The 18,814-nt window shown below is 67.8% G+C and carries 18 protein-coding genes and 1 tRNA gene; 7 read left to right on the forward strand and 12 right to left on the reverse strand.

What is annotated here, in order from left to right; genetic code table 11:
• Positions 1-25: 25 nt before the first annotated feature.
• From JQX13_RS45220 to JQX13_RS45230, 3 genes are read right to left on the reverse strand one after another with little or no spacing between them, the layout of a single operon-like run.
• Positions 26-409, reverse strand: coding sequence for a DUF4150 domain-containing protein (locus JQX13_RS45220; protein ID WP_203405605.1), 384 nt, complete (start codon positions 407-409; stop codon positions 26-28).
• Positions 406-1,473 carry a hypothetical protein gene (locus tag JQX13_RS45225; RefSeq protein WP_239014243.1) on the reverse strand — a complete coding sequence of 356 codons (1,068 nt, stop codon included), beginning with the start codon at positions 1,471-1,473 and terminating at the stop codon, positions 406-408. The genes JQX13_RS45220 and JQX13_RS45225 overlap by 4 nt, the downstream gene beginning before the upstream one ends.
• Before the next feature lie 5 nt (positions 1,474-1,478).
• Positions 1,479-2,507 carry a DUF2169 family type VI secretion system accessory protein gene (locus JQX13_RS45230; protein ID WP_203405606.1) on the reverse strand — a complete coding sequence of 343 codons (1,029 nt, stop codon included), beginning with the start codon at positions 2,505-2,507 and terminating at the stop codon, positions 1,479-1,481.
• 290 nt (positions 2,508-2,797) lie between these two features.
• Here JQX13_RS45230 and JQX13_RS45235 point away from each other — a divergent pair, with 290 nt between their 5' ends.
• The 5 genes from JQX13_RS45235 to JQX13_RS45255 all read left to right on the forward strand — a co-directional run bounded on the left by JQX13_RS45235 (position 2,798) and on the right by JQX13_RS45255 (position 7,708).
• Positions 2,798-3,409 carry a hypothetical protein gene (locus tag JQX13_RS45235; protein ID WP_203405607.1) on the forward strand — a complete coding sequence of 204 codons (612 nt, stop codon included), beginning with the start codon at positions 2,798-2,800 and terminating at the stop codon, positions 3,407-3,409.
• Between the two features lie 321 nt (positions 3,410-3,730).
• Positions 3,731-5,059, forward strand: a complete 1,329-nt coding sequence (locus tag JQX13_RS45240; protein WP_430384122.1) for a hypothetical protein — start codon at positions 3,731-3,733, stop codon at positions 5,057-5,059.
• Positions 5,049-6,617: a hypothetical protein gene (locus tag JQX13_RS45245; protein ID WP_203405608.1), complete on the forward strand. Its 1,569-nt coding sequence runs from the start codon at positions 5,049-5,051 to the stop codon at positions 6,615-6,617. Before JQX13_RS45240 ends, JQX13_RS45245 begins: the two co-directional genes overlap by 11 nt.
• Positions 6,618-6,628: 11 nt before the next feature.
• Entirely contained in the window at positions 6,629-6,922 is a 294-nt protein-coding gene (locus JQX13_RS45250) for a hypothetical protein (RefSeq protein ID WP_203405609.1), read from the forward strand.
• A 333-nt stretch (positions 6,923-7,255) separates the two neighbouring features.
• On the forward strand, positions 7,256-7,708 hold the full coding sequence (locus JQX13_RS45255) for a helix-turn-helix domain-containing protein (RefSeq protein WP_203405610.1): 453 nt from the start codon (positions 7,256-7,258) through the stop codon (positions 7,706-7,708).
• Positions 7,709-7,963: 255 nt separating this feature from the next.
• Here the strand turns inward: JQX13_RS45255 and JQX13_RS45260 are convergent, their stop codons facing one another.
• From JQX13_RS45260 to JQX13_RS45270, 3 genes are all read right to left on the reverse strand, one after another.
• A complete protein-coding gene (locus JQX13_RS45260; protein ID WP_203405611.1) occupies positions 7,964-8,530 on the reverse strand; it encodes a hypothetical protein in 567 nt (188 codons plus the stop codon).
• A gap of 43 nt (positions 8,531-8,573) precedes the next feature.
• Entirely contained in the window at positions 8,574-9,620 is a 1,047-nt protein-coding gene (locus JQX13_RS45265; protein WP_203405612.1) for a hypothetical protein, read from the reverse strand.
• A gap of 100 nt (positions 9,621-9,720) precedes the next feature.
• Positions 9,721-9,796, reverse strand: a tRNA-Thr gene (locus JQX13_RS45270).
• 319 nt (positions 9,797-10,115) lie between these two features.
• On the opposite strand from JQX13_RS45270, the gene JQX13_RS45275 reads away from it, so the two are divergent.
• Entirely contained in the window at positions 10,116-11,666 is a 1,551-nt protein-coding gene (locus JQX13_RS45275; RefSeq protein ID WP_203405613.1) for a Glu/Leu/Phe/Val family dehydrogenase, read from the forward strand.
• Positions 11,667-11,770: 104 nt separating this feature from the next.
• Here JQX13_RS45275 and JQX13_RS45280 read toward each other — a convergent pair whose 3' ends face one another.
• Complete coding sequence (locus JQX13_RS45280; RefSeq protein ID WP_430384123.1) at positions 11,771-12,190, reverse strand: PilZ domain-containing protein; 420 nt, start codon at positions 12,188-12,190, stop codon at positions 11,771-11,773.
• A 133-nt stretch (positions 12,191-12,323) separates the two neighbouring features.
• On the opposite strand from JQX13_RS45280, the gene JQX13_RS45285 reads away from it, so the two are divergent.
• Positions 12,324-12,974, forward strand: a complete 651-nt coding sequence (locus JQX13_RS45285) for a DUF6066 family protein (RefSeq protein ID WP_203405615.1) — start codon at positions 12,324-12,326, stop codon at positions 12,972-12,974.
• Positions 12,975-12,985: 11 nt separating this feature from the next.
• On the opposite strand, the gene JQX13_RS45290 is transcribed toward JQX13_RS45285, so the two are convergent.
• The 5 genes from JQX13_RS45290 to JQX13_RS45310 all read right to left on the reverse strand — a co-directional run bounded on the left by JQX13_RS45290 (position 12,986) and on the right by JQX13_RS45310 (position 18,814).
• Positions 12,986-14,434 carry a trypsin-like peptidase domain-containing protein gene (locus tag JQX13_RS45290; RefSeq protein WP_203405616.1) on the reverse strand — a complete coding sequence of 483 codons (1,449 nt, stop codon included), beginning with the start codon at positions 14,432-14,434 and terminating at the stop codon, positions 12,986-12,988.
• 113 nt (positions 14,435-14,547) lie between these two features.
• Positions 14,548-15,174, reverse strand: coding sequence for a nucleotide exchange factor GrpE (locus JQX13_RS45295; RefSeq protein ID WP_203405617.1), 627 nt, complete (start codon positions 15,172-15,174; stop codon positions 14,548-14,550).
• Between the two features lie 49 nt (positions 15,175-15,223).
• Positions 15,224-15,469, reverse strand: coding sequence for an RNA polymerase sigma factor region1.1 domain-containing protein (locus JQX13_RS45300; protein ID WP_203405618.1), 246 nt, complete (start codon positions 15,467-15,469; stop codon positions 15,224-15,226).
• A 114-nt stretch (positions 15,470-15,583) separates the two neighbouring features.
• Positions 15,584-17,614: an ATP-dependent zinc metalloprotease FtsH gene (ftsH, locus tag JQX13_RS45305; protein ID WP_203412506.1), complete on the reverse strand. Its 2,031-nt coding sequence runs from the start codon at positions 17,612-17,614 to the stop codon at positions 15,584-15,586.
• Between the two features lie 252 nt (positions 17,615-17,866).
• Positions 17,867-18,814 (reverse strand): hypothetical protein, encoded by a 948-nt coding sequence (locus JQX13_RS45310; protein WP_203405619.1) that lies wholly within the window; start codon positions 18,812-18,814, stop codon positions 17,867-17,869.

Genomic DNA, 18,814 nt, shown 5'->3' on the forward strand with positions numbered 1-18,814 from the left:
TCGCCGTCATCGCGACGGACAGAGCTCAGCCCATGATGTTCTTCTTGTTGTGGAAGAGCGGGTCGCCCAGGCGGCACACGTTCTTACCTTCGAACTTCACGTCAAAGGAGTACATCATGAACTCCGCCGGCCCTTTGGTGGAGCCGCTCACGACGCCTCCGCCGGCCGTGCCCGCCTCGTCACCCGCCGTCTGCTTGTACTGAGCGCTCTTCACCATAGGCATCTTGCCGTTGACGGTCACCGACGTCGGGCCCTTCGAGGCGTCCGAGGACATGCCCGTGTTCGGGTAGGGAATCGGGACGGGCCCTCCAGGCGAGGGTGTCTTGCAGACGTCGGGGAACACGATGCTCTGTCCCCCGCTGTCCTCGCTGGCGATGCCCCGGCCGTTGGCGAAAACCTTCGTGCTCATCGCGCCTCCTGACGTGGAACCGCCCCCACCAACGCAGCCCCCCGAGCCTCGCGGTCAGACGAACACCATATCAGACCAGGAGCATCCCTGTATCCCCGTTGGATGCCAATGGCCGCGAGCGACACCAGCATCGGTCCAAGCGCGGCGCCCGGGTCTCCCGTGCAATCGACGGGGTGCTCGAAACGGAAGCCGTCCTCGAAGTAGCGCGAGTGCCGCAGGTAGGACACGCCCCATTCCTTGGACCAGAAGCTCTCACCGTTCAGACCGGCGTAGACACACCGTACCCGGGGCACCGCCTGTCCGGCCACGAGGGAGAAGAGTTCGCGAAATGCATCCGACAAGCCTTCTCCGAGATGGGGCTCCGTTCCATACAGGTGCCCCTTCTCGACACCTGTGCCAACCCCTAGGACACGGGCCATGGGAGTCAACCCCAGCCGCCGCCCGCGTCCCGGACGACCCAGCAACATGAAGCTGGCACCTTCACCGGGCACGAACCCATCTGAGAGCCCCTGGACCCGGAGGCGCTTCTCGTCCCACAAGGCATCCAGCAACGGCAGGTCACAATAGGTGTCCACCCCTCCCACCAGGACCTGCTCCAAGGAGGCGGTCCCCAGTCTCCGCAGGGCCTCCGCGAGTGCCAGCAGCCCCCCCGCCCGACCCTGGGGGAACAGCTTGCTGCCGCGGACATCCAACTCCACGCCGGACTGATGCGCGAGCTGCTCAAGGAACTCCGGGCCGACGCCGCCGCCGTCCTCGGGAAGAGCCAGCAGGAGCGCTGGCTTCGAGAGACCATGGGCCGCCTGCTGGAGCGCGGAGGAGGCCAGCCGCAACATGCGCGCGTAGCGGGCCGAGGGGACCTTCAGCATGGCTTGGGGAAGGCTCAGCTCGGGCAGGAACTCCTCGTCGAGGAAGCCCGCCAGGATGGGCTCGGAGTGCCGGTCGACGAAGGCGGACTCCCGCACTCGTACGATTCCGGCCCGAAGGGCAGCGGCCACAGCCGGCGCGGTCAACCCCACCGGCGCCACCATCCCGAGCCCGAGAATCTCCGCAGATTGCGTTCGCATGGGGATTACACGGCTCCCTCAAGGGATTTCAACTGGATGTGGGCCAGGCTCACCTTCAGTGCCTGCTTGTCGCAGGACACGGCGCCCCGCCAGAGCATGCACAGGCGCTGGTGTCCCGGCTCGAGTTGCACCGTTTCCAGCTGCATCGGCGGCGCATGGCGCTTGCGCGCGATGAACACCGTGACGGATAGGTCACAGCGGGGCAGCGCGAACCGCAGAGTCCCCGCGGGCGAGACATTCACCAACTCCACCGGCTCCCCGCCCTTCAGGTGCCCCGAAGCGCGCAGCCCCTCGGACGAGGACTGGAAGAACTCACGCTTGAAGTCCAGGGGCAGATACGGAGCCCGGATCGTCCGCCAGGTGTCGTCGTAGGTCCCTGCCAGAGCCACCCGGGGCGCCCACGAGGGAGGCACGTGCCCCACGCCGAAGGGCCTGGGCTGGTCCGACGGGGACTGGATGAGGTGGAACGGGTCCTCCAGGTTCGGCAACTTCGTGCCGAGCATCTCCGAGTGGCTCCGCTTGCCCCGGAATCCGGTGCCCACGGGGTTCCGGGGCTCAGAGAGGACCTGCGCATTGTCTCGGTCCACCACGTGGGTGCCACCAAAGGCCCGCTCGTAGACGAGCGGCAGGGTGACGAAGGGGGCAGGCGCGGAGATTCGCGGCCCCAGCACGCCCCGGGCCCAGTGGCGGTCTCCGAACACCAGAATCACCTTGCGAAGCGATCCCACCTTCACGGAGATGGGGCATGACTCCACTGGACGTCCCCGGGGCGCGTGTGCCTCACCGATGAGGACAACGTCCGTGTGTGGCTTGAGGAGGTGAACTTCGCTTGCGTACTTCAGGCTCGACTGCCCGGGCTCGCCCCAGTACTCGTCCGCCACCACAAGGGGGCGCTGCTTCGCGGCGACCCGAAGCGCCCCAGCTTGGATGTCGAACGTGGCCTTGACCATCACGTACGCCGTGTCGACGCCCCGCTCATCGGGAAGAATCGCGAGATTGACGATGAACGGCGTGTCGTTCTGGAGCTGGAGCATGGCGGTGACTGCGAGGCGCCCAATATACCGGGAGGTCCCGCCGTGTCCCAGCCCCCCAGGGGCTCACCAGCACTCCTACATACATCGTCTACTGCCTCACGCGGAGGCGGAGAAGACGAAGAGCCGAGCTGGCTGATGGGGGCGTGGCGAAGAAGCGCACGCCCGGCAGGACAAGGCTGGGCTGCTGCGGAGGACCTTCGCGCTGGACGTCTGTTCCGAAATCCCGGGCTCCTGGTGGGTATCAGCTCCTGAGCCCGGGAATTCATCCCCGGCCACATCAGGAGTCCCTCATGGTCTTCCTCCCCATCATTGCCAACAACCTGGGCAAAATCGCCGCTGCGGCTGCAACCACCTTGGGCCTCGTGGGTTACGTCAACCGCGGGCGGATCAGCCGCTGGCTCTCGGACGAAGAGCCCGACCCCAAGGAGCGGAAGCTGGGGCACCTCCAGGACGCAACGGGCGTGCTCGAGACGGCCGAGTCGATCAAAAATCTCCACGGCCAGCTGGCCCCAGACGAGCTGGACAGAAAGCACACGGAGCTCTTGGAGAAGCTCACCGCGATGAACACCAAGACGATGAGCGACTTCAGGGTGCTCATCAACGAGGCGCAGTCGGAGGTCATCACCTCCATGGCCGAGCTCGAGGGCCAGCTCGACGCCCAGCGCAGCGAGACGCGGGCGCTCGGCGAGGAGCTGCGCGAGGCCGTGGCGGACCTGGCGCGCCGCCAGAACGCGGTGGAGCAATTTCTCCACGGGAAGGACCGGGGAGAGGTCTTCGCCGTGCCTGGGCGCCAGCGCACGACCGAGACTCCGCGCAGGCAGGAGGAGACGGGCAAGAAGCCCTCCCCCAGCGGCAGGCGCAAGGGCAACGGGAGCACCGCGCCCGAGACGCGCGCGCCCTGACGCACTCCCCCGCCCTCTCGCAGCAGCATGCCGGTCGTGGCCCACGAGCCCCCGGCATTTTTAGTCCCGAGGCGCTCTCGCGCAAGGTCAGTGGCTGTACGGAGTGTCAGCTCGCCTCCGAGCCGGGGCTGAGGAGGGGCCAGAAGGCGCGAGGGACATGCGCGCCCCTTCTGCACCGGGGGTTCATCGAGCTGCTCCAGGTGACCCTTGCGGTTGGGTTACGGACCCTACGACACGAGGCGCCTTTTGCCCGCGCTGTCCAGTCTGTCCGGATTTGTCAGGGCCGCCCGATAGAATGGGCGTCATCCATCGGAGGCGCTGATGACGTCCACGCTGCTGGTGCTACTGCTCCTCTCGCAGGCGGAAGGGCCCGATAACCCGCCCGATGGGGCAATGGAGCCACCGCTCCCATCATCCTCGGCCAGACGCCTGCACCACCTGGCACGCCTGGAGGCCACCGGGTTTGCGCTGCTGTCGGGTGGCGGGACGGGCGGCGTGGAGCCCTATGTCCAACTGACCCCCATGCTGGTGCTGGACGGCGGCGAGGAGCTCGGCGTCAACCTGGGCGCTCCGGTGCGGCTGCGGCTGGGTGGCGGAACTCCGGGCGCCGGGTGGGTGCGCCGCGAGGACTGGGACAGCCTCTCGGACTGGGGTCAGGTGGTACGTGCCCTCAAGCTAGGCTCGGACGCCTCCCCGGTGGGGCTGTGGGCGGGCGCCCTCGACAGCTACAGCCTCCTTTCCGGGCACCTGGTACGGCGGTACTCCAACCGCAGCAATCCGGACTACCACCCGGCTGGAGCCTTTCTCACCGGCACGCTGGGGCCCCTGTACGCGGAGGCGTTTTCCTCAGACGTACTGGGCGCGCGCCTCATGGGCGCGGAGGTGGCGCTCGACCTGGCACACCTCTTCACGGGCCCACAGGAGCAGCCGGGGCGCTACACGCTGGCACTGTCCGCGGTGCACGACTGGGGGCGGGCCGGAGGCCACTCGCCCCAGGTGACGCTGGCGCACCTGGATGGAACGGCGGTGGTGGTGGTGCGCCCGGGCTACGAGCTGCACGTGCTGGCTGGCTGGGGTAGTCGTCCGGGTGTGGGCGGGGCCTGGGGCGCGGTGGCCGGCGTGGGCGCGGATGCTGTGACGCCCACGTTGGATGCACGGCTGCGGCTCGAGGTGCGAGGGCAGCGCGGAGGCTTTCGCCAGGGCCTCTTCGGCCCGGACTACGAGCTGGCGCGCTTCCGCGCGGCGGGCCCTTCCGGATTGCCAGTCGTGGAGGCGCCCTTTCCCGACGGCTTCTCGGTGTACGGCGAGGCGGTGGTGGGGTGGGATGCGGTGCGACTTGGCGGGTTGCGGCAACGACACCTGCACCTCTCCGTGGAGGTGGAGGCGTTTACCTGGGGACGCGTGGACGTGGACGGGCGGCTCGCGGCGCAGCTGGCCGAGCGGCGCGTGGAGGTGGCCGTCAGCGCGCTCGCCACCGGAGTGGGCAGGCCGGGGGCGCGCTACCTGTATTCGGGCGAGGTGCGCTGGCGCTTTGGCGGGTGGATGTACGCCGTGGGCCAAGGCGGCACGTTGCTGTTCCCGACACCGGACGGGACGCTGCGCCCCGGCGCCTTCGCGTCCCTGGGCCTGGGGGTGGAGCATGCTCGCTGAGCTGGCGCGGAAGTGGGTGGCCCTGGTGCTTGGGGCCGTCGTGCTGTCCACCGGCTGCATCACGGTGACGCCACCCGCGGGACGCGGCATGCTTCTGGATCGCAACCCGCGTGCCTCCCCCGGGTTGGCGGGCGAGGTGCGTGGTGACGCCCAGTACGCGGCCACGGGCTCGAATGCACCCACTCGGCTGCTCCGCCGACGGGGTGAGCGCGTGCAGGGCACGGAGGTCGCCATGGTGAGCCCGGCCGAGATGGCCGTGCGCGCGGTGGCCAGCGGCGCCGTGCAGGTGGACGCCTTCGAGCACCTACTGGCACTCGCGGGTCTGGACAACTTCAACGACCTGCCCCCGCGAGGCGCGCCCCTCTCGCCGCAGGAGGCGGCCCGGGTGCTGACGGTGCTGATGAACAAGCCCGTGACGCTGGGTTCGTTCCCGCCCCGCATGGCCGCCTGCTACCTACTGCGCGAGGTGCTGGAGGGAGGGGATGTCTCCCGCGAGGAGCTGCTGCGCCGGGTGGAGCGCTTCAAGACGGTGGCCGTGCTCCGGCCGGATGGCTACCTGGCCTGGACGCTCAACGGACGCACCCAGCAGAAGGTGGGCCCGGTGGAGTGGAAGGAGGAAGCCTTTCGCGCTGGCTCCTTCGAACTGGGCCGCTTCTACACCGTCAGCGGGTGGGTCTTCCGGCAGGAGGATGCGCAACTGCGCCCCCTCATGGAAGGGCCCCCACTGGCCGAGGTGTACGACGACGCCGACTACATTGGCCGCTCGCTGGATGGCGCGGAGGAAGCTTTCGTCGAGCTGTACCATGCCATGGGCCACCTGCTCACGCGCCCGCTGGACAGCATCGCGGCACTGCAACACCTCCCTGCGGGAATCGCGGCCCTCATCGCCTCCTCGCCCGAGTACCTCGAGCGCTTCCGGTACATGACTCGGGGCGAGCAGGTGAAGGCGACATCCAAGCTGCTGACCAACCTCATTGTCACGTTTGGTACGGCTGGGGGCACCACCAGCACGTTAACGCGGGCATTGGGCGGGCTGGAGGCCACCGTGCCGGTGCTGTCCCTCTCGGCCGATGGCCTGCTGGCGGTAAGGTCGGTGGCGGTGCCGGTGGGCAAGGCGGCCACTGTGTTGAGCGGCGGACCCGGTGCGGCCATTATTCTTCACCAAATGGGGGGGTCGGGAGATGGAGGCTCCACCGCTGACTACGTTCACATGGGGTCAGTTGGCAACGGAATCGTTGCTACCATCGACAAATCAGGAGTTGTCGAGATGGCAGTCGCGGCGCCGAAGGGTAGCGCGATCCGTGGTACGGAGTTGTTTCGTGGAATGATGGAGCACTTTGGCAAGAACGTTCGTGCGATTCGGGGGAATTGGCGCTACGGAGACAACCTTGCGGAGGTAAACAAGCTTGTCGGCGAAAACGTACCTCTTGAGATTGCAGTCACGAAGACATGGACGGCTCGTCGCGCAGCCGAGTATGGGTTCACAAGAGCCATCGTGGTCGAAGTCAAGGGTGCTCCCGGCGCGTATAGTTTCATTCAGGTTCTATTCACCAAATGAGGCATGAGACCATGGGAACCAACACGAGCTTGAACATGAGTTTGATTGTCCGGTTGCGCGAAATGGCCGCAACAGGTCATGGAGTATGTGAGATGGTGCGCTGGTTGCTTGAGAATCTGTCGCTCGACGCATCCAACGGACGAATCATGACCATCGCGTATCTTTCGCAGGCTTTCCACCTATCGGCTGGAGATGCGTCGGCTGCTGGTGCATGGAACATCTTCCCTGGTGGAACCTGGTCGGACGAGGAGTGTGAACAGTTCCTGCTGCCTCGAATTCGTGCGACCAGGAATCAATGGATGTAGACGCATTTGCAATTGCGACGGGCTGCCGATCAGCTCGTCGATGTGGCCCCGCCCGTGAGTCTCCAGCGTCACCTCCATCGCTACCTCGCCCAGGCCCGCCTTGGAGAATGCGCGGTTGTGGGAGATCTCCACCACGTTGGCGCCCTGCTGGCCGATCTCCGCCGTGAGCCAAGCAAGCATCCCCGGCCGGTCCGACATGCGCACCACCAGCCGCACCGAGTGCCCAATCCGGCTGGTTCAATTTCCCGTGCTTCTTCATGTTCAGCGACACGCCGGTCCCGCGACGCAACGCCGCGATAGACGAACCGGCACTTCGCCGTTGGACGCGCCTGCGTGCCCGGGCGTGAACGTGGCGCCGTGTCGTCAAGTCGCAGTGCCCTGCTCTCGGCCATCGAGGGCATCCATGAGGATCTCCGGGCAATCAACGCAACCCTCACCACCATCGCCAGCGAACTCACGCGGGAGCGCGAAACCCGCCCTGCGAGCCAGCGCACCACCTTCAACGCGCAGCTCCTCAGCTTGAGAGAGGCCGCTCGACGCCTGGGCGTGGACCGGAACACAACCCTCGCGAAGCTGATCCGCACCGGACAGCTCCGGACAGTGGAGACCAGCGGCAGAATCCGCATCTCTGCCGCCGAGGTCGAGCGGTTCGCGAAAGCGGGCGGCACGAGCGCAACGCCTCCGCCCGCTCCTGTTGCGCCGACGCCGCCCCGAGCCAGGAAGACACGCCAGCGGCGGCGCCCACGCCCCGCAGCGAGCCCCGATATCCGGGACTTGGACTTTTAGACGTAAGCGTTCACCTGCTTCCCGTTCGCCCCGGCGCGCGGTCCGCCTCAGCCCTCCTTCTGGCAGTGAGCGCATCCACCCCGGCCTTGAGGTCATCCTCCACCGCGCGGCACGGTGCGCGGGCCGGGAGACGTGCGCCCAGCAGCCCTCAGGACGCCCTCACGGTGGGGTGCTCGTACCTTCCGCTCACGATCAGAGACCACCGCCGCCGACCGCCTACCGCATCGCTCGCCCCCAACAGGGCCCCTGTACTGCCTATGCTCCGAGGCCCGAGTCATCAAGCCACGAGACCAGCTCCCGGTACGACATCCCCGTCGCCGCGGCCGCCTTCCGCGCGAACGTTCGGGAGGAAGCGGCCACACGCGGCGTCGAGTGCTCCACCGGCTCACCGAGAAGGTCGAGGCAGCCCCAGCGCAGGTTGACCCAGGAGCGATTTGCCTGCCGCTTCAACTCGAGCAACACGGACCGCGCACTGTCGTCGCGGGGAGTGGAGACTTGCCCCTCGAGCTGGGCGTGACCACCCTTGCTGACCGGGATCGGCGGACGACCGTCGCGCACTGGATGATGAAGCTCGACTACGCCATCAGCGAGCGATGCGCCTGAAACGATGCACACATCGGCGGCGGCCAAGCACTCGGTGTCAGCGTTCCTGCCCAGCAGATAGCGATCCGTCGCCGCCTGTTCGGCCGCCACCCATTGCTTCAGTGCATTCAGCGCCAGCGTGAAGGCCCGGAACTCGTCGGGGAGCTTTCCCTCAAGCGACGGGGGCAACGGGTTCTGCTCGAGGAACTCGCGAACAGGGCCCGGAGTCGTTGTCAGCACCGCCGCCTGTTCGAGAAGTAGCGCGCCGACCCGGTTCAGCAGATCATCGAACGCGTCCCGCGGAACCTTGCGGTTCAGGCGGGAAGGGTCTGTTCGAGGGCGTGAAGACCTTGACGCCCGCGGCCTTGCACGCCCGCTCCACGGCCCCGCCCAGGCGCCAGAAGCCCAGTGGCCCGTGCTGCCGCAGCCTCTGGGCCGCCTCCGCGACCTCCGCACTCACGCGCGTCCGGTGGACGTGCCCGGACTTGTGGCGCGAAATCGTGAGGACATCGCCCTCGACGTTGCCGTCGGCGATGAAGCGCTCGAGTTCCGTCGTGTGCCACCCACACGTCCCGAGCACCTTCAGGGCGTCCTGATACGGCGGCGCCGTGTGAGCCAGCACCTTCAGGAAGTCCTCCTTGGGGACGACCTTGCTCCGCCGCGTCTGAGCTGCCTTCGCCTGCGGCACGGTGAGGCTGTGCAAGGTCGGGTCCTCATCGGCGGCCAGCCGGTGCACTCCGCCCTCCGCGTCCCGGAAACCGTCCTTGCGCAGGTAGCCGTAGAGGCTCTTGATGACCGCGATCTTCGGCGTCCGGCACTTCGTCCCGTTCAGCGCCTCCAGGAGCTGCTCGATGCGCAGCTCGCGCAGGTTGACCGAGCCGAGCACCTCCTGCCACCAAGCCAGGTACACCTTCTGCTCGTGGACCCACTTCGCGCTGTTCTTCTTCTCATCCCGGCTCCACGTGAGGAACTGCGCGGCCGTCTCCGCGTTCAACAGGATGGGAAGCGCGCGTTCCGGGCGCCGCTCGGCCGGCGAGCGGTAGCCCTCGGGGTCCGCCGTGAAGCGGTCCAGTTCGTGGAGCGCGTCCTTCAGGTTGTTGGCCCCGGTGGAGACCTTGTACCGGCGGCCGTTCACCATCCGGGAGATGTAGTAGATGGGCCCGCTCGGCCCCTTGGGCTTCCTCCCCCGCTTGCCCGTGGTTCCGGAGGAACCGCTGCCCACCCCCGGCTCGGCCGCATCCGCAGGGACCTCGGCCTCGCCCAGGTCCTTCCAGTAGATCTCGCCCCCGGCCCAGCTACCCCTGAACCCGCCTCGACGCTTCGCCTTCACGACATGCTCCCGAGGGGGGCTGTCGGGCGGCGTTACCCAACAGATTCCCCCAACAGGGCAAATAAAAAGGGCCGGCCACTTACGTGACCGGCCCTTCTCTTGGAGCCGACACCCAGATTTGAACTGGGGACCTACTGATTACGAATCAGTTGCTCTACCGACTGAGCTATGTCGGCACAACGACAGCGCTTTTTTGCGTCACCGAAGTGAGCGGCGAAGTAACACGCTGTTCCAACCAGGGCAAGCACTTCTTTCATCCCCCCCTCGCGCCCTGCCGTCACACGCCTTTCACAGATTCACAGCCTTCCACTCGGTCCAGGCGAGCAGTCGGGCGAAGACCCCCTGTGAATGACACGCTGCGTTGGCTAACTACCTGAAAAAACTAAAAGTTTGGATGCCAACATGCCTGCCCGACGGTTGACCACGTAGGGGAGCCTATGAGCATAAGGGCCCCGCCTAAACCCGATCGCCTCAACCCCAAGGAGCGATTTTCACATGGCAAGCGAAGAGAATTTCATGCGCGCCCCGGCCCCGACGCCCAAGCGCACCGTTTACACGGAGGCGATGGAGATCTTCCATCGCGCCGCCGACCTCATCGGTCTGGACAAGCGCGTTCGGCTCGAGCTCGAGGAGCCCGACTACGAGCACATCTTCTACGTCACCGCGAAGCTGAAGGACCGCCTCGTCCCGCTTGCTCCCGAACAAGCGCGCGACTTCTCGGACCTCCAGGTCACCCAGGTCCGCAACCCCGAGGGCATGGAGCGTCTGGCCGACGGGAAGATCATCCTCAATGGCCGCGCCCTCCTGGGCTCGGACGTCTCCATCCGCCGCGGCCACCTGCGCCTGCCCGACGGCAACGTGTACCAGCTCGTCCCCGGTGAGTCGCAGCGCTTCAAGGCCTACCGCGTCCAGCACAACCAGGCCCGCGGCCCCTACAAGGGCGGCATCCGCTATCACCGCGAGGTCTCCCTGGATCTCTTCAAGGCGCTCGCCGCGGAGATGACCTGGAAGACCGCCATCTCCGAGGTCCCATTTGGCGGCGGCAAGGGTGGCCTCCAGATCGATCCCCGCTCGTACGGCAAGGAGGAGATGGAGAACATCACCCTGCGCTTCATGTACAAGCTCAAGAGCCTGATCGGCCCCAACATCGACATCCCCGCCCCCGACGTGGGGACCAATGGGGACATCATGGCGCTCATGTACCGCCAGTACTCGGACGGCGAGCGCGAGAAGCACAACATGCGCGGCATCGTCACCGGCAAGGACGTGCGCATCGGCGGCTCCGAGGGCCGTGCGGCCGCCACCGGCCAGGGCGTGGCCTTCTGCATCGAGGACTACTACGCCGAGAAGGGTGAGACCCTGAAGGGCAAGTCCTTCATCCTCCAGGGCTTCGGCAACGTGGGCAGCCACGGTGCCGCCATCCTCCAGCGGATGGGCGCCCGCCTGCTCGCGGTCAACGACGCCGACGGCACCATCTACAACGGCGACGGCATCGACGTGCCCTCGTTGCTGGCCTACGTCCAGGATCCGAAGAACCTGCGCCGCAGCGTGCTCGGGTACCCCGGCGCCCAGCGCATCGAGAAGAAGGACTTCTGGGAAGTCCAGGCAGACATCTGCATCCCGGCGGCCCTCGGCGGAGAGATCACCGCCGACATCGCCGAGCGCCTCAAGGTGAAGCTGATCGCCGAGGGCGCCAACGGCCCCACCACGCCCGAGGCCGATCGCGTCCTGCAGAAGCGCGGCATCGACATGATCCCCGACATCATCGCCAACGCTGGCGGTGTGACGGTGAGCTACTACGAGTGGATCCAGAACAAGCGCATGGAGCGCTGGAGCGAGGCCGAGGTCAACCAGCGCCTCGAGCACGCGATGAAGCGCAACTACCGCATCATCCGTGACATCGCGCGCAACCAGGCCCGCCGCTCGGACACGCACGACAGCCGTCCGTACTGCATCGGCAAGGAAGTGGATCCCCGCTGCGCCGCGATGATCCTCGCGCTCAAGCGCATCGAGGCCCACTACCTCCTCGAGGGCTTCTCCCAGTAGGCCCCCGCGGCCTGCCCGTCAGGCCCGGAAACACGAAGGGCACGGTCGCTTCCGCGCGGCCGTGCCCTTTCTTTCGTCCACCGACCTCCCCCGGGTGGTGTGATTCAGTGCATGACGCGCTCGCGCGCCACCAGCAGCAGCGGCTGATCCTCCTGCACCTCGTAGGCGACGATGCGCAGGCCCACGCCGCGGCTGTTGCCCTCGCGCCCGTCCTTGCGTCCGTACGAGAGCGCCACCTGGTAGCGCACCTCACACAGGCACGTCATCTCCGTGCCGTCCTCTCCGGCGAATGTCACCTTCACCCGCTCGCCCAGCGACAGGTGCTCCCGCGTCTCCACGAACATGCCCTGGGCGCTGATGTTGCGTCCGATGCCCCGGCTCAATCCCCCCTCCGTGGAGAGATAGATGGTGAAGACCTTGTCGAAACGCAGATGGGAGCGACGCTCTCGGACCTGGGCCTGTGGTGCCAACGAATGCCTCCGGGGTGGGTGGAAGGTGACGGGGAAACTACATGGTGCGGCCATGTAGTCAAAATATCCACCGCCCCATACCATCACGCACCACCACGTACCGCTACGTACCCACATCCCGGGTGCTCGGAAGCTCCGGGGGTGGCACCATCGCCCTCCATCTTCTCCCTCTCTGGAGTAGCCCCTCGTGAGACGACTCTTCCTGGCCGCCCTGCTCCTGCTGCCCGCGTTCGCCCTGGCGGACGTGGATCCGCGCTTCGCCCGGATGCGGGATCAGGCCGAGCCCCTGGGTAGCCTGGCGACCTTCCTGGACAAGTACATTGGCGAGTGTTCCGGCCTGTTCGTCCGCCCGTCCTGCCGGAGCGACGCCGAGGAGTTTCGCAAGAAGTACGAAAACAAGCGGCTCTACATGATCGTCGGAGAGGAGGCGGCGACCATGCTCAGTCCGGGCCCGTACCAGCCCGGCAGCGGCAACTACGCCATCCAACTCACCCCGTACTTCCCCGGGGGCTCCTATGCCCTGACGCAGGGAGTCCCCACGCAGGTGGACTCGGCGGGCAACCCGCTGCTGCCCTGGATGCGCCTGTCTGGCACCACCCGCGAGGGCTGGGCCGCCACCGACTTCCTGCGCCTCTTCTCCACCCGGCAGATCCGGGCGCAGATCATCTTCACGCCCCAGGGAGTGTGGAGCCTGCCGCGCCGGGGAGGGGGCATGCAGTACGGCGTCGGAGCCCGCCTGGAGGCGATTCTCCTGTCGCACGCGCGCACGGGCGAGCAGCTCGGCCTGTGGTTCGCCGATGACCCCGCCGGGAGCGGCAAGAAGGGGCGGAAGAAGTAGCCGGAGGGCGCTCAGGGCTCCAGCGCGACGTACTGCTGCACGGTTCCGCGCTGGACCCGCAGCAGCACCAACGAACCCGAGCCGCCGCGCTCCAGGGCGCCCTTCGCCGCCGCGATGTCCTTGACCTTGCGGCGGTTGACCTCGGTCACCACGTCTCCCGTGCGCAGCCCCGCGCGCGCCGCCGGGCTGCGTGGAAGCACGCCCGACACCAGCACCCCCGCGTAGGGCGTCAGGCCCATGGGCCCCGCCACCTCGGGGGTGATGTCACGAAGCACCAGGCCGAGCTCCTCCAGGTTGCCGGGGCTGGCCAGCGCCGCCAGCACCTCCTGCGCCGGACGGGCCGACAGCTTCACCACCACCTCCTGCGAGGCGCCCTCGCGCAGCAGCGTCAGCTTCGCCTCGGAGCCCGGGGCCAGCATCGCCACCTTGCGCAGCAGCTGCTGGTACGAGTCCACCTGCTTCCCGTTCACCCCCACCACCTGATCTCCGGTGCGGATGCCCGCCTGAGCCGCCGGGCTGTTGCGGTACACCTCCTTCACCACCGCGGCGCGGGCGCCCGCCAGCGGCTGCTCGTCGATGACCACGCCCAGCCAGCCCTTCTGCAGCTGACCGTTCTTGCGCAGGTTGGGCAGCAGATCCTTCACCATGTTGATGGGCACCGCGAAGCCGATGCCCTGCCCCTCGCTGATGATGGCCGTGTTCACGCCCACCACCTCGCCGCGCATGTTGAAGAGCGGCCCGCCCGAATTGCCCGGGTTGATGAGCGCGTCCGTCTGGATGAAGTCGTCGAACGGACCCACGCCAATCACCCGCTCCTTGGCGGAGATCATCCCGTGCGACACCGAGTGGTCCAACCCGAACGGGTTGCCGATGGCCACCACCCAGTCACCCACCTCCATCCTGTCCGAATCCCCCAGGTAGACCGCCGGCAATCCACCCACGCCCTTGCCCAGGAGCCGCAGCAGCGCCACGTCCGTGGACGCGTCACGACCGACCACCTCGGCGTGGAACTCGCGGCCGTCCGACAGGCGCACCACGATCTCGCTCGCCGCCACGTTCCCGCGCGCCACCACGTGGTTGTTCGTCACCACCAGCCCATCCGGGGTGAGGATGAAGCCCGAGCCACTCGCCGTGCGTGTCGCGCCCTCCAGCGGGTTGGAGCCCATGACGTTGATGTTCACCACGCCCGACTCCACCGCCCGGATGAGCGGCGCGAGCGAGGTGGGCGGCACGAAGCCCGGCAGCATCGGTTCGCTGGAGGCCCACTCCCGCCACAGCCCCATCGGGCCGCTGCGCACCTGGGTCGAATCCTCGGCCCACGCCGCGTGCTCCCGCGCACGGGCCTCGAGCCAGGGAGCCAGCGAGTCCTGCCCGGCGCCCGCTCGGGGAGCGAGCACCAGAGGGAGCAGCACCAGCAGGCTGAGCAGGGGAAGAAAATAGCGAGTCACGACACGGGCCATGGCGATGGGCTCGAACAGCCACGCCCTCCGCCTATTTCCCGGGGCGAATGGGCGAGGAGTCACCTCCCCACCCTACCCCTCTCCCAGAAGGAGAGGGAACAACTCCGAGGGGCTCAGGCCTGCGCGGGGGCGACGTACTTGGCCACCTTCACGCGCGCCGGACGGATGATCCGCTCCTTCAGCCGATAGCCCGCCCTGACCTCCGCCACCACCTTCTGATCCTCATCGGGACTGGTGGTGATCTCCATGTCCGTGGCCTCGGCCGTGTTGGGGTTGTACGGCAGACCCACCACCTGGAGGCGCTCGATGCCCGACTGCTGCAGCTTCGACAGCAGCCCGTCGCGGATCATCTTGACGCCCTGGGCCAGCGGCGACGACACGTCTCCTCCGCTCATGGACAGGCAGCGGTCCAGCTCGTCCACCGCCTCCAGCAACAGGGTGGCCACGTTGCCCCGCTCCACGTCCATCATCCGCTCGCGCTCGCGCGTGAGACGCTGCTTGAACTCCTCGCGGTCCCTCTCCAGGTCCTGGTAGGCGCGCGCCAGCTGATCCACGCGGCGCCGGGCCGCGTTCAGCTCCGACTCCAGCCGCTCCCGCTCGGGATCCACCGCGGGGGCGGCCTCCGGGGCCTGCGTCTCCTGCTGCTGCTCGGTGGACGTCTCGGGTGCGGCGGCGGCCGTGGCGGCCTCCGTAGCCTGATTCTCCTGGGACGGACCGTCTGTCCGGGGGTTGCCGTTCATGCGGCGAACGTAACCAGCCCCGGGCATGTGTCAACGCCAGGACGACGCGCTAGTGCTCCGCGGGAGTGGCGGGCTGCTCGGCCATGAAGCCGTGATCCACCTGCCCGGTCACCTCGTCGATGATCTCCACCTGGGCGGCCCGGAGCGAGTAGTAGAGCAGCCACCGCTCGGCCGCCGTGAGTGTCCCGGCCGGCAGGGCCTTCTCGATCTCCTGCATCGTGAGACGGCCCTCACGCAGTCCCTTGGCGAACAGGGCCTTGCGCGCCGTATAGCTCTTTCCGATTCTGTTCTCCACGGCCTCTCCCTCCTTCCCGGGCAACATAATTTCGCCCTTCCGACACCGCAGAACATGCGGCACGGAAGGGCGAAGGCAAGGCCAGGGAGCAGGCGGCCGAGCGCCTGAGCCTACTCAGGCATCCGGGAGCTTCCCGTCGGCGTGCTGGACACCGGGCGGAGGAGGCTCCTCGCCGCCGGCCGGGTGCGCGGAGATGACCTGGCGGGCCTCGGGGTGCAGCAGCCCCCGTACCGCGGTGGCCTTGGGCCCGAGGATGCGGCGGATCTCATCCTCTTCGATCACCTCGGTGGCGAGCAGCCGCGCGGCGAGCGCCTCCACCTTGTCGCGGTGGGTGGTGAGCACGTTGCGGGCCCGTTCGAGCGCCTCGGTCACCATCTTGCGGATCTCCTCGTCCACCATCCGCGCCGTCTGCTCCGAGTAGGTGCGCATCTCCGGACCGCCGGCCGAGCGCAGGAAGGCCTGCTGTTCGGAGCCCAGCGCCACCGGGCCCAGCGTGCTCATGCCGTAGTCGCGCACCATCAGCTTGGCGATCTCCGTGGCCTGCTTCAGGTCGTTGGAGGCACCGGTGGAGACCTCGCCGATGAAGATCTCCTCGGCGGCGCGCCCGCCCATCATCGAGGCCATCTTGTCGCGCAGCTCGTCGAAGGACATGAGGTAGCGGTCCTCGAGCGGCAGGGACATGGTGTAACCCAGCGCGGCGATGCCGCGGGGGATGATGGACACCTTCGTCACGCGCTCGGCGTGCGGCAGCATCCAACCCACCACCGCATGGCCGGCCTCGTGGTGCGCGACGATCTCCTTCTCGCGCTCGTTCATCCGGCGGTTCTTCTTCTCCAGACCGGCCACCACGCGCTCGATGGCCTCCTCGAAGTCCGCGCGCATGACGGCGTCGCGGTTGCGGCGCGCGGCGAGCAGGGCCGCCTCGTTCACCACGTTGGCCAGGTCCGCGCCCACGAAGCCCGGGGTGCGCGAGGCAATGGACTTGAGGTCCACGTCCGGCCCCAGCTTCACGCCACGGGAGTGGATCTCCAGCACCCGCTCGCGGCCACGCTTGTCCGGCCGGTCCACCAGCACCTGCCGGTCGAAGCGGCCCGGACGCATGAGCGCGCTGTCCAGGATCTCCGGACGGTTGGTGGCCGCCAGGATGATGAGGCCGGCGCGGCTGTCGAAGCCGTCCATCTCCGCGAGGAGCTGGTTGAGCGTCTGCTCGCGCTCGTCATGGCCACCGGCGACACCCGCGTTGCGGCTCTTACCGATGGCATCCAGCTCGTCGATGAAGATGATGCACGGCGCCTTGGCCGTCGCCTGGGCGAACAGATCCCGCACACGGGCGGCGCCCACGCCGACGAACATCTCCACGAACTCGGAGCCAGAGAGGCTGAAGAAGGGCACGCCCGCCTCTCCCGCCACCGCGCGAGCCAGCAGCGTCTTGCCCGTACCCGGAGGGCCCACCAGCAGCACGCCCTTGGGGATGCGGCCTCCCAGCCGGCGGAACTTCTCCGGTGTCTTGAGGAACTCGACGATCTCCCTCAGCTCGTCGACGGCCTCGTCCACGCCCGCCACGTCCTTGAAGCCCACGCCGGTGTCGGCCTCGGCCTGCACCTTGGCGCGCGTCTTCCCGAAGCTCATCACGCTCTGCGGACCCTGGCCGATTCCGCCGGCCATCCGCCGCATCATGAAGCTCCAGAAGAGGAAGGCGAGGCCCAGGGGCACGAGCCACACCCAGAGCACATCGGCGAAGTTGGACTGGGGCACCGCCTCGTACTGGAGGCCCTTCTCCTCCAGCAACGGGACCAGCTCGTCGTCCCCCTGGACGCGGTAGGCCAGCCACGGCAGCGCGCTCGGCTCGCTGCGCAGGGGTCCAGCGCCCGTCGTGGGGGTGTCCGAACCCTGGGGCGCTGCGTTCTCCTTGAGGAACCCCTTCACCCAGTCCGGCGAGAGCTGCACCCGGGAGAACCTGTCCTCCTGGATGGCCTCGCGGAACGCGCTGTAGCTCACCCGGTTCACACCCGCGTCATCGAAGACGTTGCGGAAGAGCATGAAGCCCAGGACGAGCAGAAGGATGTAGCCCATCGGAGAGCCGAACCGAAAACCCTTGTTCGTGGGAGGCGAAGGCTTTTCCTGCTTCTTCCCGCGCGGGCCCATCCCCGGCGGCATCGTGTTCTGAGGCTTCATCGTCGGCGCACTCCCCCTCCCCCATGCCACGCACCCCCGGTGGTACGTGGTTACGACTGAGCTGCGGGCAAAAGATGTTCACACTCGCCCGCCGGTCAACCCGGCGTGTGAAGCACCTCCGGGTATTTGGGGTAACGCTGGAACAGCGCTCGTCCATCCGGGCGACAGCATTGCCCGGTAGCGAACACCGTCCGCTCGACGACACAGGATGGAAGACACCGATCAGCGGCAATCCACCCGGTAGAGGATCTGCCCGGCGAACTCGGAGCCGAGCAGGAACGAGCGCCCATCGGGCAGCCAGGTGATGGCCTCGGCCTGGGCCTGGCTGGGAGCGGGGACCTCCGCCACCTCGCCCTGGACGAGCTCCTCCAACCGGGAGGCCCCGGGCCGACGCACTTCCCACACGCGCATGTAGGTACGCAGCAACATGCGCTGCCCCGACGGGTGGAGCGCCGCCGCGGTGGTGCGGAAGTCGACGTTGTCCGGTGCATGCAACGTCCCCAGGTGGGTGGCCTTCGTCACCGTGCCCGGCGCGAGCCCGTCCAACGCGAAGAGCTCGCCCAACGAGTCGCGCTCCTTGGTGACGATCGCCAACCGGGCCGTGCGTGGCTCGAGCACGAGCGACTCGGCGTCGTGCGGCCTGTCCGGGTAGGTGAAGGGGAGCGTCTCCACGGCAACGGTGGCATCGGCCACCTGGTCCGGCTCGGGGAAACGGAAGATTCGCACCCGCGTACGGCGCTCGAAGTTATCTCCGGTATCAGCGAGGTAGATGCACGAGCGCTCGTCTCCCGGGGAACACGGGCCCAGGGCGATGTCCTCAAGGTCCATCCCCGCCTGCTCCTTGGGCTCGACCCCCGTGAGCGTCAGGGTGGCGAGCACCTTGCCCGAGGTGTCGATGGCGAACACCCGGAAGGTGTTGCCGGAGTCATTGTGTGCCCACAGCACGCCCTCGTGCCGGGTGCTCGCGGCGAGGCCCGACATCTCGGCCAGGGCCAGGGGGACATGGCCCACGTTCCGGGGCGTGCCGTAGAGCATGCAGCCGGGCAACCCCGCGGTGGGCGGATAGCGCGGATCAACGGCCGCGATGGAGGCATCGGGGCTGGAGGGCTTCTTCGTCGTGCAGCCCGCCAGCACCGCCCCCGCGAGCACCAGGGCGATACCCCGGCGCAC

The sequence above is a fragment of the Archangium violaceum genome (assembly GCF_016859125.1).
GTDB classification, from domain to species: Bacteria; Myxococcota; Myxococcia; order Myxococcales; family Myxococcaceae; genus Archangium; species Archangium violaceum_A.

What these genes read in the sequence shown, in the direction of transcription:
- JQX13_RS45220 (WP_203405605.1), bottom strand. Translation starts at nt 409, where the DNA reads ATGAGCACGAAGGTTTTCGCCAACGGCCGGGGCATCGCCAGCGAGGAC.
- JQX13_RS45225 (WP_239014243.1), bottom strand. Translation starts at nt 1,473, where the DNA reads ATGCGAACGCAATCTGCGGAGATTCTCGGGCTCGGGATGGTGGCGCCG.
- JQX13_RS45230 (WP_203405606.1), bottom strand. Translation starts at nt 2,507, where the DNA reads ATGCTCCAGCTCCAGAACGACACGCCGTTCATCGTCAATCTCGCGATT.
- JQX13_RS45235 (WP_203405607.1), top strand. Translation starts at nt 2,798, where the DNA reads ATGGTCTTCCTCCCCATCATTGCCAACAACCTGGGCAAAATCGCCGCT.
- JQX13_RS45240 (WP_430384122.1), top strand. Translation starts at nt 3,731, where the DNA reads ATGACGTCCACGCTGCTGGTGCTACTGCTCCTCTCGCAGGCGGAAGGG.
- JQX13_RS45245 (WP_203405608.1), top strand. Translation starts at nt 5,049, where the DNA reads ATGCTCGCTGAGCTGGCGCGGAAGTGGGTGGCCCTGGTGCTTGGGGCC.
- JQX13_RS45250 (WP_203405609.1), top strand. Translation starts at nt 6,629, where the DNA reads ATGGGAACCAACACGAGCTTGAACATGAGTTTGATTGTCCGGTTGCGC.
- JQX13_RS45275 (WP_203405613.1), top strand. Translation starts at nt 10,116, where the DNA reads ATGGCAAGCGAAGAGAATTTCATGCGCGCCCCGGCCCCGACGCCCAAG.
- JQX13_RS45280 (WP_430384123.1), bottom strand. Translation starts at nt 12,190, where the DNA reads ATGGCCGCACCATGTAGTTTCCCCGTCACCTTCCACCCACCCCGGAGG.
- JQX13_RS45290 (WP_203405616.1), bottom strand. Translation starts at nt 14,434, where the DNA reads ATGGCCCGTGTCGTGACTCGCTATTTTCTTCCCCTGCTCAGCCTGCTG.
- JQX13_RS45295 (WP_203405617.1), bottom strand. Translation starts at nt 15,174, where the DNA reads ATGAACGGCAACCCCCGGACAGACGGTCCGTCCCAGGAGAATCAGGCT.
- ftsH (WP_203412506.1), bottom strand. Translation starts at nt 17,614, where the DNA reads ATGGGCCCGCGCGGGAAGAAGCAGGAAAAGCCTTCGCCTCCCACGAAC.